The sequence below is a fragment of the Escherichia sp. B1147 genome (assembly GCF_001660175.1).
Classification (GTDB): domain Bacteria; phylum Pseudomonadota; class Gammaproteobacteria; order Enterobacterales; family Enterobacteriaceae; genus Escherichia; species Escherichia whittamii.
The window spans coordinates 404,838-418,117 of record NZ_LFHY01000005.1 but is presented as its reverse complement, the minus strand read 5'-3'; the positions used below and the strand labels follow the sequence as shown (position 1 = coordinate 418,117).

12 protein-coding genes are annotated in these 13,280 nt (G+C 50.1%); 6 read left to right on the top strand and 6 right to left on the bottom strand.

The genetic code is table 11. The features are described from left to right. Positions 1 to 91: 91 nt before the first annotated feature. From psuG to fruB, 5 genes are all read right to left on the bottom strand, one after another. Positions 92 to 1,030: a pseudouridine-5'-phosphate glycosidase gene (gene psuG / locus A9180_RS05125; RefSeq protein WP_064526811.1), complete on the bottom strand. Its 939-nt coding sequence runs from the start codon at positions 1,028 to 1,030 to the stop codon at positions 92 to 94. Continuing rightward, positions 1,018 to 1,959, bottom strand: coding sequence for a pseudouridine kinase (locus A9180_RS05120; RefSeq protein ID WP_064526809.1), 942 nt, complete (start codon positions 1,957 to 1,959; stop codon positions 1,018 to 1,020). Before A9180_RS05120 ends, psuG begins: the two co-directional genes overlap by 13 nt. A 422-nt stretch (positions 1,960 to 2,381) precedes the next feature. Continuing rightward, positions 2,382 to 4,073, bottom strand: a complete 1,692-nt coding sequence (gene fruA, locus A9180_RS05115; RefSeq protein WP_064526807.1) for a PTS fructose transporter subunit IIBC — start codon at positions 4,071 to 4,073, stop codon at positions 2,382 to 2,384. 16 nt (positions 4,074 to 4,089) lie between these two features. Then, the gene (gene fruK / locus A9180_RS05110) at positions 4,090 to 5,028 is read right to left on the bottom strand and encodes a 1-phosphofructokinase (RefSeq protein ID WP_000091263.1); all 939 of its coding nucleotides are present in this window, start codon (positions 5,026 to 5,028) and stop codon (positions 4,090 to 4,092) included. Continuing rightward, positions 5,028 to 6,158, bottom strand: a complete 1,131-nt coding sequence (fruB, locus tag A9180_RS05105) for a fused PTS fructose transporter subunit IIA/HPr protein (RefSeq protein ID WP_064526805.1) — start codon at positions 6,156 to 6,158, stop codon at positions 5,028 to 5,030. Before fruB ends, fruK begins: the two co-directional genes overlap by 1 nt. A gap of 367 nt (positions 6,159 to 6,525) precedes the next feature. Here fruB and setB point away from each other — a divergent pair, with 367 nt between their 5' ends. Further along, positions 6,526 to 7,707, top strand: coding sequence for a sugar efflux transporter SetB (setB, locus tag A9180_RS05100; protein ID WP_064526803.1), 1,182 nt, complete (start codon positions 6,526 to 6,528; stop codon positions 7,705 to 7,707). Here the strand turns inward: setB and A9180_RS05095 are convergent. Beyond that, a complete protein-coding gene (locus tag A9180_RS05095; protein ID WP_064526801.1) occupies positions 7,704 to 7,958 on the bottom strand; it encodes a YkgJ family cysteine cluster protein in 255 nt (84 codons plus the stop codon). The genes setB and A9180_RS05095 overlap by 4 nt on opposite strands. Positions 7,959 to 8,112: 154 nt before the next feature. On the opposite strand from A9180_RS05095, the gene yeiP reads away from it, so the two are divergent. The 5 genes from yeiP to mepS all read left to right on the top strand — a co-directional run bounded on the left by yeiP (position 8,113) and on the right by mepS (position 13,210). Then, positions 8,113 to 8,685, top strand: coding sequence for an elongation factor P-like protein YeiP (yeiP, locus tag A9180_RS05090; RefSeq protein ID WP_001136827.1), 573 nt, complete (start codon positions 8,113 to 8,115; stop codon positions 8,683 to 8,685). 222 nt (positions 8,686 to 8,907) lie between these two features. After that, a complete protein-coding gene (locus tag A9180_RS05085; protein WP_064526799.1) occupies positions 8,908 to 10,374 on the top strand; it encodes a mannitol dehydrogenase family protein in 1,467 nt (488 codons plus the stop codon). Positions 10,375 to 10,492: 118 nt separating this feature from the next. Next, on the top strand, positions 10,493 to 11,479 hold the full coding sequence (gene yeiR / locus A9180_RS05080; RefSeq protein ID WP_064526798.1) for a zinc-binding GTPase YeiR: 987 nt from the start codon (positions 10,493 to 10,495) through the stop codon (positions 11,477 to 11,479). Between the two features lie 38 nt (positions 11,480 to 11,517). Continuing rightward, positions 11,518 to 12,222: a Kdo(2)-lipid A phosphotransferase gene (gene lpxT / locus A9180_RS05075; protein ID WP_064526796.1), complete on the top strand. Its 705-nt coding sequence runs from the start codon at positions 11,518 to 11,520 to the stop codon at positions 12,220 to 12,222. 421 nt (positions 12,223 to 12,643) lie between these two features. Next, a complete protein-coding gene (mepS, locus tag A9180_RS05070) occupies positions 12,644 to 13,210 on the top strand; it encodes a bifunctional murein DD-endopeptidase/murein LD-carboxypeptidase (protein WP_000241011.1) in 567 nt (188 codons plus the stop codon). Positions 13,211 to 13,280 lie beyond the last annotated feature (70 nt).

The following is a 13,280-nucleotide window of genomic DNA, read 5'->3' as shown; positions in this document are numbered from 1 at the left end:
GGATTTTCCCTTCATGCCAGTAAACCCGGCGCCAGCGCCAGGTTTCGGTATGTATGATCGGTACGGGCGACGGCTTTCTGCCCGTCAGAAATTAACCTGCGAGACGCTGGTATTCTTTGGCAATTTCGCTCGCCAGAATGGCGTTATTGAACACCAATTGGATGTTGGATTTCAGGCTGTCGCCACCGGTCAGTTCAGCAACGCGCGCCAGCAGGAACGGCGTACTTTCTTTACCGATAACGCCCTGTTCTTCGGCCTCTGCCACCGCTTGATCGATCGCTGCGTTAATGGTCTGTTCCGGCATAGCAAACTGTTCCGGGATCGGATTCGCTACCACCAGGCCACCGTTCAGACCGCTTTGCCATTTCACCGCCATCGCGCGGGCAATTTCTGTGGCACTGTCGAGACGAATGCTGACGTCAAACGGGCTGGTACGGCAGAAAAACGCCGGCAGCGCTTTGGTCTGATAGCCAATTAACGGCACACCGAAAGTTTCTAAATATTCGGTGGTTAAGCCTAAATCGAGAATAGATTTCGCCCCGGCACACACTACGGTGACATTGGTGTGCGCCAGTTCCTGTAAATCGGCAGAAATATCGAAGGTATGTTCCGCCCCGCGATGTACCCCACCAATACCGCCGGTGGCAAATACTTTAATTCCGGCAAGTGCCGCAATAATCATCGTTGATGCGACGGTAGTAGCACCATTTTTTCCGGCTGCGACCACAAAAGGTAAATCGCGACGGCTAACTTTGGTTACGTTGTGCCCTTCGCGGCCCAGTAATTCAATTTCTTCTTTGCTTAAACCTACTTTCATTACGCCGCCGATAATGGCGATTGTTGCAGGAACGGCCCCCTGCTTACGAATAGTTTCTTCTACTTCAATTGCCGTTTGGGCATTTTGTGGGAACGGCATCCCGTGAGAAATAATGGTCGATTCCAGCGCAACTACCGGTTTTTTGTTTTTTAAAGCGTCCTGTACTTCCGGGGAAATTTGTAATAATTCAGGGGAAATGTTTAATTCAGACATTCTGCGTTCTCCACTAACGATATAACGTTGGCAATCGATAAATTGGGGTTATTGGTGTATTCACAGGAGAGCGCCATTGACGAACATCCCTGTGCAAAACGAACAGATTCGGCAAACGGCATTCCGTCGACCCAACACGATGCAAGACCTGCCATCATGGCATCGCCCGCTCCGGTAACATTAATGACATTGGTTTTAATCGGTGCAGACCAGCCGCTTTCACCGCCGATTTCACTGTAGTAAACACCGTCTCCGCCCATACTCAGTACTAATCGGTTCAGGCCATGTTGATGGAACCAGGCGGCAACTTTTGCCACATCTTCACGCCCTGACAGCGCAATCCCGCTCAGAGTTTCTGCTTCCAGACGGTTTGGCTTCAGCGTGTGGATCTGGCTTAGACGATCGCGCACTTTGACACATTTCCATGCCGAAACAGGATCGACAAATACAGGTACGTCGACGGCATTATCCAGAATCCAGACCAACGCCTCTTCACTGATATTACAGTCTGCGACAATGGCCTTTGCCCCCTGGATAAATTCACGGTGCTGTGCGAGATATTCCGCGGAAATACAGTTACTAATATTCATGTCATTTATAGCAACCAGCATTTCACCGGTATTATCGAGCAATGATAAATAGCTCGACGTATTTTCCCCTGGCACAATCAGGCATTTATCGACATAAACACCGGATTGATTGGTTTGCGTCAGGAGCGATTGGCCATAAAAATCACTGCCTACAGCGCTCAGTAGCCAGACTTTATTCCCCAGTAACGCCAGATTTTGCGCGATATTGCGGCCTACTCCACCAGGAGTAAATTTTATTTTACCTGGATTTGAATCCGCATAATTTAATGATTCATGTGAATATCCGGCGACATCAATATTCGCCGAACCTATAATTACGACATATTCCTTTTCGCGCATAGCACGTCCTCTGGAAAAAAATTACCAACTCTGTCAATCCACAAGAATATAGGTACTGCAAATAACGTTTAAACATGTGTTCATATTTAAACATGTGCTCATAGTATGCATGTTTTACTTAAAGTAAATCGCCGCCAGATGGGCAAAATGGGCAGATTTGAACAGGCTCACAAAACGCTATTAAATGTATGGATTTAAAAAACGAGGAATTTGTGACGGGATGCACAGAATGGGAACAATAAAAAAGGGCAGAAATTAATCTGCCCTTGAGGAAACAACGTTGATGTTTGATGAATATTTCAGATTTCGACTTAAAGGTAAACCATATAAATTCATATAGTTACCATTAAGAACTTGTCAATCACCCTGCTATCATCAAATGATTCAGGGCAGGAAATTTCTGCCCTGTTGTTCACGTTTTATTATGCTGTTTTCGCTACCGCGTCCACTTCCGGACGTTTCAGGAAGGCATAGGCCAAACCCGCCACCAGCGTACCGGCAATAATTGCCACCAGGTAACCCAGTACCGGCGTAATAGCACCCGGGATCAGCAGAACAAACAGACCACCGTGCGGTGCCATCAGTTTCGCACCAATCGCCATAGAGATTGCGCCAGTCAGCGCCCCACCAACGATACAGCACGGCAGCACTCGCATCGGGTCACGGGCCGCAAACGGAATTGCACCTTCGGAAATAAAGCACAGTCCCAGAACCAGAGCTGCTTTGCCGCCTTCCTGTTGCGCTTTATCGAATTTGCGACGCGCCACCATTGTTGCCAGCCCCATTGCCAGCGGTGGCACCATACCTGCCGCCATAATCGCCGCCATTGGGCCATAGGTTTGGGTACTCAGCAGACCCACACCGAACGCGTACGCCGCTTTGTTCACCGGGCCACCCATATCAGTACACATCATGCCACCAAGGATCGCGCCCAGCAGCACCGCATTCGCAGTACCCATGGTTTGCAGCCAGTGGGTCAGACCTTCGAGGATACCTGCAACCGGTTTACCGATCAGGTAGATCATCGCCAGGCCAACCACCAGGCTGGATACCAGCGGAATGATCAAAATCGGTTTCAGCGCCTCCATACTCTGTGGCAATTTCAATTGGGTACTGATTAACTTCGCGATGTAACCTGCCAGGAAGCCCGCAATAATACCGCCAATGAAACCAGAACCCGTGCTGACTGCCAGCATACCGCCAATCAGACCAGGCGTGAGGCCCGGACGGTCGGCAATAGAGAAGGCAATATAACCTGCCAGTACCGGTACCATCAGCGCAAAGGCTGAACCGCCACCAATCTGCATCAGCGCCGCAGCCAGCGTACCCGGCTCTTTAAACGCTTCGATACCAAAAGCAAAAGAAAGCGCGATACACAGACCGCCAGCAACCACCATCGGCAACATGTAGGAAACGCCCGTCAGCAAGTGACGATACGCGCCTGCACTCTCTTTCTTGCCTTCCGTCGCCGCCGTTTGAGCTTTGCCTGCTGGTTCGTACGGCGTCGCTTCAGCAACGGCTTTATCCAGTTCCTGCGCGGTTTTCTTCAGCGCCAGACCGGTAGAGGTGCGATACATCGGTTTACCAGCAAATTTCGCCAGATCGACTTCAATATCTGCCGCCACAATCACCAGATCCGCCGCTGCCACTTCTTCAGGCGTGATGGCATTACCCGCGCCTACAGAGCCACGAGTTTCAACTTTCACCCACCAGCCACGTTTTTTCGCTTCGGTTTCAATGGCTTCTGCCGCCATAAAAGTGTGAGCTACACCAGTTGGGCAAGCTGTCACCGCAACCACGCGTTTCGGCCCGCTGGCAGCAACCGGCGCTGTAGCGGCTACCGGCGCAGTGTAAGGTTTCGCATGGCCTTTGGCTTCACTCAGGAACAGCTCAGGGTGCGCAACGGCCCGGGAAATATCGCCCAGCCAGACATTTTTACCGTTCAGCGCGCTGTCGTTAGGGATGGAATCACCGAGTACAATCGCCATTTCAGCATCGTTAGGATTGTCGATGATTTCCAGTTTTGCTTTTCGCGCCGCCGCGCCCAGCAGGGTCTTCGCCATATAGGCGCGTGCCTGACCGAGATTAGCGTCAATAATCAGCAGCGTTTTCATTATGCCTCTCCTGCTGTCAGTTAAAAGGTTGTAAGTCGACGCGCGCCATCATTGCGGCCAACTGCGGACGATCGGTAATACCCACATTGCTTTGACTTACCGCCAGGGCAGCAACAGCTGTCGCCAGACGCAGTGTGTGTTCACTGGATTCACGCATCAGCAAGCCGTAAATCAGCCCACCAACCATAGAATCCCCTGCGCCAACGGTACTTACGACATCGACTGACGGTGGTTTGGCGATCCATTCGCCGGAGGCATTAACCCAAAGCGCGCCTTCGGCACCCAGTGAAATGACGACATGCGCAATACCTTGTTCACGCAGCGCATGCGCAGCTTCAATCACATCTTTCATTTCAGGCAGTTTACGGCCCGCCCAGATTTCCAACTCACGGCGGTTTGGTTTCACCAGCCACGGTGCTGCTTTCAAACCTGCCACTAACGCTTCACGGCTACTATCAAAGATAATGCAAGGACACTGACTACGCAGGCGAGTCATCCAGTCGGTGAAGGCTTCCGGGCTGACGCCTGATGGTAAACTGCCGCTGACACAGACCATATCGAACTGACCAAGCCAGCTCAGAGAATCCGTCACAAAACGTTCCCAGTCGGCGGGAGTGACTTCAAAACCCGAGAAGTTGAAGTCGGTTACTTCGCCGTCTTTTTCCGTCAACTTGACATTAATGCGGGTACGCCCCTGTACAACCTGGAAACGGTTGGCAATGCCCAGCTCACTGAACAGTTGCTGAAAACCATCCTGATTGTCTTTCCCCAGGAAGCCGCCAACGGTGACATCAATTCCCAGGTCTTTTAATACTTTGGCCACGTTGATGCCTTTACCCGCCGCATGCAGACCGGTGGTTTTCACCAGGTTCACTTCGCCGCGTTCAATTTCCGGGCAAAAACCAACAAGGTCATAAGCCGGATTAAGGGTGATCGTAGCAACACGTCTGCTCATTACACGCCCTCCCCAAGACCTGCGGCGATGGCGTCGCCAATGGCGTTCAGCGCCTGTTCAGCGTCTGGTCCCTGGGCGGTAAAGCGTAGGCGATGACCTTTCTTAACGCCAAGTGCTACAACTTTCATCAGACTACGTCCGTTTGCCGGTTTGCCGGTGCCATCAAGGTTTGTCACGGTAATATCACTGTTAAATTGTTTAATGGTATTGACCAGCATGGTGCCTGGACGGGCATGCAGGCCGTGTTCATTGCGCACCACAAACTCCGCGCTTAACACGTCGTCGGTCGGCGCATCATCGCTGGTCAGCAGCGCCAGCAACGTTGCCGCATCCGCTTTCAGCAGGCGGTCAGCTTTGTTGTCGAGCAGCAGGGAGCTCAGGCGCTTAAGTACTGCGAGAGGCTGATCGTCATTCATCGCCACACTCACCAGCATGGCTGCCGTTTCGCCTTCCACATCAAAAGAATTTGCCGCACGGCTTACCGCAATCGCGCTACGCAGGTTGCCTTCGGCGCTATCGTTCAGCCAGATGCCCTGTCCGAGGTTCAGCGGTTGTTCATTGATGGCTTTGGTGACGAAGGTAGCGTCAACTGCGCCCGCTTCTTTCAGACGAGCGGCGTTTAACGCTTGCAGGGTCAGCAAATCACTGGCAACGATATCCAGCGTCAGCATTTCGTTATCGAGCTTCAGCTGCTCACTTTGCTTTTCACCCATCAGCAATGCGCGCAGTTCTTCTGCGGTGGTAGCTGACTTTAATTGTTCAGCAACGGAATCATCGCTCAGTACATGAGTTAGTTGGCGCAGCAAGCCCAGATGTTCATCGGAGCTGGCGGCAATACCTATCGCCACGTACGCAACCTGACCTTCACCCCAGGTAACGCCTTCCGGGAACTGAAATACCTGAACGCCGGTTTTCAGCACCTGATCGCGGGTGTCGGTCGTACCGTGTGGAATAGCAATACCATTGCCGAGAAAGGTTGAGGTTTGCTGTTCGCGCGCCAGCATGCCATTGACGTAGCCTTCAGCTACATTACCGGCCTGCACCAGCGCCGCGGCGACCTTGCGAATCGCCTCTTCTTTGTCTCCGGCCTTCTCGCCCGGATGGATGTCCTGTACGGATAACTGGAACATAGTTCTCCTCTCTTGCTGAATTGAAACGATTCAGCTTCTATGAGAAAAAAAGCGCCAACCTGGCTTAGGATTAAAGACAAGATCGCGCTGAAACGTTTCAATAAAGAATAATACTTCTTCTTCAGCACGCAAGGGAAGCCGCTAAATTATGTCCAAAAGTTTGATGCGCTGCACATTTTTTTGCCAAAATTCTGAAATGCTGACAGCGAAATTAGCCATCAGCAGTAGCATTTCAGTGGCGTCAGCAGAGGATCAGCAAGAGTGAAATGCCATTTTGATTATTCGTGGCGAGTTTGATTTCACTGACTGTTTATTTTCTGACAGGCAGCGTAAACTCCGCGTCTTCATCTTTCACTGAACGACCAGCATGCATAACTCCCCCGCAGTTTCCAGCGCGAAATCGTTTGACCTGACGTCAACGGCGTTTTTAATTGTTGCCTTTCTCACCGGTATTGCAGGTGCTCTGCAAACCCCGACGCTAAGTATTTTCCTCACTGATGAGGTGCACGCGCGCCCGGCGATGGTGGGATTCTTCTTTACTGGTAGTGCCGTTATCGGAATTCTGGTCAGTCAATTTCTCGCCGGACGCTCTGATAAACGCGGCGATCGTAAATCGCTGATTGTCTTTTGCTGCCTGTTAGGCGTGTTGGCCTGTACCCTTTTTGCCTGGAATCGCAACTATTTTGTTTTGTTATTCATCGGCGTTTTTTTAAGCAGTTTTGGCTCTACCGCCAACCCGCAAATGTTTGCTCTTGCCCGTGAACATGCCGACAAAACCGGGCGTGAAGCGGTGATGTTCAGCTCTTTTTTACGCGCCCAGGTTTCGTTAGCGTGGGTCATAGGCCCGCCGCTGGCTTATGCCTTAGCGATGGGATTCAGCTTTACGGTGATGTATCTCAGCGCGGCGGTGGCGTTTATTGTCTGCGGCGTGATGGTGTGGTTGTTTTTACCGTCGATGCAAAAAGAGGTGCCGCTGGCAACTGACACGGTTGAAGCCCCACGCCATAACCGTCGCGATACGCTGCTGTTGTTTCTGATTTGTACATTGATGTGGGGCTCGAACAGCCTGTACATCATCAACATGCCGCTGTTTATTATCAACGAACTGCATCTTCCTGAGAAACTGGCGGGCGTGATGATGGGGACCGCCGCCGGGCTGGAAATCCCGACCATGTTGATTGCCGGATATTTTGCCAAACGTCTGGGTAAGCGCTTCTTAATGCGCGTTGCCGCCGTAGGTGGCGTCTGCTTTTACGCGGGTATGCTGATGGCGCATTCACCTGTCATTCTGTTGGGCTTACAGCTGCTGAATGCTATTTTTATCGGCATTCTGGGCGGTATCGGGATGCTCTATTTCCAGGACCTGATGCCCGGTCAGGCAGGTTCAGCAACCACGCTCTATACCAATACGTCGCGCGTGGGCTGGATCATCGCTGGTTCAGTGGCGGGCGTAGTCGCCGAGATCTGGAATTATCACGCGGTGTTCTGGTTTGCGATGGTGATGGTTATTGCCACTCTGTTTTGCTTGCTGCGGATTAAAGATGTTTAAGGCGCGGTCAGCATTTCCAGATCGATAAGCCAGGTCATGGCCTGCTGACGCGTGTTACCGCACATTTCAGCACTGGCCTGTAAGCCTGCGCAAACTTTCGGTCGTAATGGAGATGTGAAAATTTTACAGCGTTGTTGTTCATCAAGCTGAATACAGGGCGTGTTAGCGGGCTTGCCATCAGGCATACCGGGAATAGGACTGGAGATTGAGGGGGCGGTGCAACACGCCCCGCAACCCGGACGGCATTCCATACGTTGTTCTCTTAAGGTTAACCACCGGATTGAGGAGCGCGCACCTTACCACCTTTTGGGCACCAGCAAAAGTGCGAATACCACTTGCCTGAAAGGCCCGTCGCGAGTAGTTTGTCGCGATATTTTTGACATTTTCGACAACAGGAATTTTTCGATGCCAAGAGCGAACGAAATTAAAAAAGGTATGGTACTGAATTACAACGGCAAACTGCTGCTGGTTAAGGACATTGATATTCAGTCGCCTACCGCCCGCGGTGCCGCTACGCTGTACAAAATGCGTTTTTCAGACGTCCGTACTGGGCTGAAAGTGGAAGAACGCTTTAAAGGCGATGATATCGTTGATACCGTGACGCTGACCCGCCGCTACGTTGACTTCTCCTACGTCGATGGCAACGAATATGTCTTTATGGATAAAGAAGACTATACCCCGTATACCTTCACTAAAGATCAGATTGAAGAAGAACTGCTGTTTATGCCGGAAGGCGGCATGCCTGACATGCAGGTTCTGACCTGGGACGGTCAACTGCTGGCGCTTGAACTGCCGCAGACTGTTGATCTGGAAATCGTTGAAACCGCTCCTGGCATCAAAGGTGCTTCTGCCAGCGCCCGTAACAAACCGGCGACATTGAGCACCGGCCTGGTGATTCAGGTACCAGAATACTTAAGCCCGGGCGAAAAAATCCGCATCCATATCGAAGAACGCCGTTATATGGGGCGTGCTGACTAACTTCAGCCACATTCAGAAAAGGGACTGCTCAGGCGGTCCCTTTTTTAATTTATTATACCAATCCTTCATTTTGCGCTTCCTGAACACCTTTCGCCCGCAATATTCACTTGTAAATTGATCGCCCTCACACTTCATCGCATTAACAATACAGACCAATTTCAATTGCTGTCATATAACTTTACACTAGCGTTGTTAACCAATCGTTACTAAGACGTGACTTCTATGAACACAATTGCCTCCACTACGTTCCCGCCTCACATTCACACTCCACGCTACGATCGCCAGCAATTGAAATCCCGTATCGTTCATTTTGGTTTTGGTGCCTTTCACCGCGCACATCAGGCGTTACTGACCGACCGTGTGCTGAATGCCCAGGGCAGCGATTGGGGGATCTGTGAAATCAGTTTGTTCAGCGGCGATCTGCTAATGAGCCAACTTCGCGAACAGGATCATTTATATACCGTGCTGGAGAAAGGCGCAGACGGCAATCAGGCGATTATTGTCGGGGCCGTTCATGAATGCCTGAATGCAAAACTGGATTCCTTAGCAGCGATTATTGAGAAATTTTGCGAACCGCAGGTGGCAATTGTTTCCCTGACCATTACCGAAAAAGGTTATTGTATCGACCCGGCTACCGGTGCGCTCGACACCAACAATTCGCGGATTATTCACGACTTACAAAGCCCGGAAGAACCTCACTCCGCGCCAGGCATTCTCGTCGAAGCACTGAAACGCCGTCGCGAACGTGGCCTTGCGCCGTTCACCGTACTTTCCTGCGATAATATTCCCGACAATGGCCATGTGGTGAAAAACGCGGTGCTGGGGATGGCTGAAAAACGCTCTCCAGAACTTGCCGAGTGGATTAAAGAGCACGTCAGCTTTCCGGGAACCATGGTCGATCGTATCGTCCCGGCGGCAACGGAAGAATCACTGGCAGAAATTAGCCAATATCTGGGCGTGAATGATCCCTGTGCAATTAGCTGCGAGCCTTTTATCCAGTGGGTGGTGGAAGATAACTTCGTCGCAGGGCGTCCAACCTGGGAAGTTGCAGGTGTGCAAATGGTGAATGATGTCCTGCCGTGGGAAGAGATGAAACTGCGCATGCTTAATGGCAGTCACTCTTTTCTCGCTTATCTGGGCTACCTGGCTGGATTCGCCCATATCAGTGATTGCATGCAAGACCGCGCGTTTCGCCATGCCGCCAGAACGTTAATGCTGGAAGAGCAAGCGCCAACGCTGCGGATTAAAGATGTCGATTTAACATACTATGCGGATACGTTAATTGAACGTTTTGCCAATCCGGCGCTGAAACATAAGACCTGGCAAATCGCGATGGATGGCAGTCAGAAATTACCGCAACGTATGTTAGCAGGGATTCGCATTCATCTGGCCAGAGAAACAAACTGGCCATTACTGGCATTAGGCGTCGCAGGCTGGATGCGCTATGTGAGCGGCGTTGATGATGTCGGAAAAGCTATCGATGTCCGCGATCCACTTTACGATAAAATTCACGACCTCGTTGCAGGCAGTAGCAATGAACAACGCGTCACCGCCCTGCTTTCTTTGCGTGAAGTATTCGGTGATGACCTGCCAGATAATCCGCATTTTGTGCAGGCCATCGAACAAGCCTGGCAACAAATCGCGCTGTTTGGCGCGCATCAGGCGCTATTAAACACCCTCAAAATTTAACGATTTCTGCGGTTAAAGCGGATGGAGTATCGCTTCGTCCGCCCTCTCTCTTCTCTTTTCCGGCTTTTTTAGCCAGGATTAACGCACAGTTAACTCATCTGATTATTGCGGAGCCGTTGTGACCAGGACCAACCTCATCACCGGTTTTCTCGGCAGCGGGAAAACAACCTCTATTCTTCATCTGCTCGCCCACAAAGATCCAAACGAAAAATGGGCAGTTCTGGTTAATGAATTTGGTGAAGTCGGAATTGACGGCGCTTTGCTCGCAGATAGTGGCGCTTTGCTAAAAGAGATCCCCGGTGGCTGCATGTGTTGCGTCAATGGCTTACCGATGCAGGTGGGGCTGAATACCTTGCTGCGCCAGGGAAAACCTGACCGCTTGCTGATAGAGCCGACCGGACTGGGTCATCCGAAACAGATCCTCGATCTGTTAACCGCGCCGGTCTATGAACCGTGGATCGATCTGCGCGCTACGTTGTGCATTCTCGATCCGCGCCTGCTGCTGGACGAAAAAAGCATCAGCAATGAAAACTTCCGTGATCAACTGGCTGCCGCAGACATCATTGTCGCCAATAAATCCGACCGTGCTACGCCCGAAAGCGAGCAAGCGTTACAACGCTGGTGGCAACAAAACGGTGGCGAACGGCAATTAATTCACAGCGATCATGGGCAAATTGAAGGTTATCTTCTGGATTTACCTCGTCGAAATTTAACTGAGTTGCCCGCCAGCGCTACTCATTCGCATCAACATAACGAGAAAAAAGGATTAGCGGCATTAAGCCTGCCAGAGCATCAACGCTGGCGTCGCAGTCTGAATAGCGGACAAGGACATCAGGCCTGCGGTTGGATATTCGACGCTGATACCGTGTTCGACACCATTGGCATCCTTGAATGGGCGCGACTTGCGCCGGTCGGACGCGTAAAAGGCGTAATGCGGATACCAGAAGGCCTTGTGCGCATCAACCGTCAGGGCGATGACCTGCACATTGAAACGCAAAACGTTGCACCACCGGATAGCCGCATTGAGCTGATTTCCAGCAGCGAAACTGACTGGAACGCCTTACAGAGCGCGCTGTTGAAGCTTCGTTTAGCGACCAACGCGTAAGGTTGCTTGCGTTTTTCAGTAAGATAATTAGAGATAATATGATCAAAAATTTGCCGCAAATAGTGCTGTTAAATATTGTCGGCCTCGCGCTGTTTCTTTCCTGGTACATTCCCGTCAATCATGGATTCTGGTTGCCGATTGATGCGGATATTTTTTATTTTTTTAATCAGAAACTGGTCGAAAGCAAGACTTTTTTATGGTTGGTTGCGTTGACTAATAATCGCGCTTTCGACGGTTGTTCACTGCTGGCGATGGGAATACTGATGCTGAGTTTCTGGCTGAAAGAAAACGCGCCCGGCAGACGACGTATTGTGATTATTGGTCTGGTTATGCTGTTTACCGCAGTGGTATTAAATCAGTTGGGTCAGGCATTGATTCCGGTAAAACGAGCCAGTCCGACATTGACCTTTACAGATATTAACCGCGTCAGCGAACTGCTCTCTGTTCCAACGAAAGATGCCTCACGAGATAGTTTTCCCGGCGATCATGGCATGATGCTGCTTATTTTTTCCGCTTTTATGTGGCGATATTTCGGAAAAGTCGCAGGAGTAATCGCCCTTATTATATTTGTGGTTTTTGCATTTCCCAGAGTGATGATTGGCGCACATTGGTTTACCGATATCATTGTCGGTTCCATGACGGTGATATTGATTGGGTTGCCCTGGTGGCTAATGACCCCTCTAAGTGATCGATTAATCGCCTTTTTTGACAAATCACTCCCTGGCAAAAATAAACATTCATAAAACAAATAACTCACAGTAATTAACATTGTCAGGTTTATTTTCATAGTGAAGATAATCCTGATGATGTGCGACTTTGCTCTCGCTCATTAAGTGAAATAATCATTCTCTAAGCAAATGAATGGATTGCGCATCTTTTAGCCTATCGTACTTTAATTGACCAATCCCGTTTATTAACTTTCTGTATCACTTTTTCTTATAAAAAATCATGTAAAACCACTCGCCAAGACCGCGTCAATCGGGTAATCTCGAACTCGTTTTGCCTCGGCAGTAGATTATCCTCACAGCATATAATTTTGTGCGTTAGTCCACAGATTTGGCCTTAAGGAATTGTTTCAACATGCCCAGGTAATTAGTCTCGTGTCGCTTGGCATTTTTTTATAACGATATTTGTCGTTAAGGACTTCAAGGGAAAACAAACAACATGGTCAAATCTCAACCGATTTTGAGATATATCTTGCGCGGGATTCCCGCGATTGCAGTAGCGGTTCTGCTTTCTGCATGTAGTGCAAATAACACCGCAAAGAATATGCATCCTGAGACACGTGCAGTGGGTAGTGAAACATCATCACTGCAAGCTTCTCAGGATGAATTTGAAAACCTGGTTCGTAATGTCGACGTAAAATCGCGAATTATGGATCAGTATGCTGACTGGAAAGGCGTCCGTTATCGTCTGGGTGGCAGCACTAAAAAAGGTATCGATTGTTCTGGTTTCGTACAGCGTACATTCCGCGAACAATTTGGCTTAGAACTTCCTCGTTCAACTTATGAACAGCAGGAAATGGGCAAGTCAGTTTCCCGCAGTAATTTGCGTACAGGTGACTTAGTTCTGTTCCGTGCTGGTTCAACTGGACGCCATGTCGGTATTTATATCGGCAACAATCAGTTCGTTCATGCTTCCACCAGCAGTGGTGTTATCATTTCCAGCATGAATGAGCCGTACTGGAAAAAGCGTTACAACGAAGCACGTCGGGTTCTTAGCCGCAGCTAATAAACCGTTTGGATGCAATCCCTTGGCTATCCTGACGAGTTAACTGAAGGCACTGCTTAAGCAGTGCTTT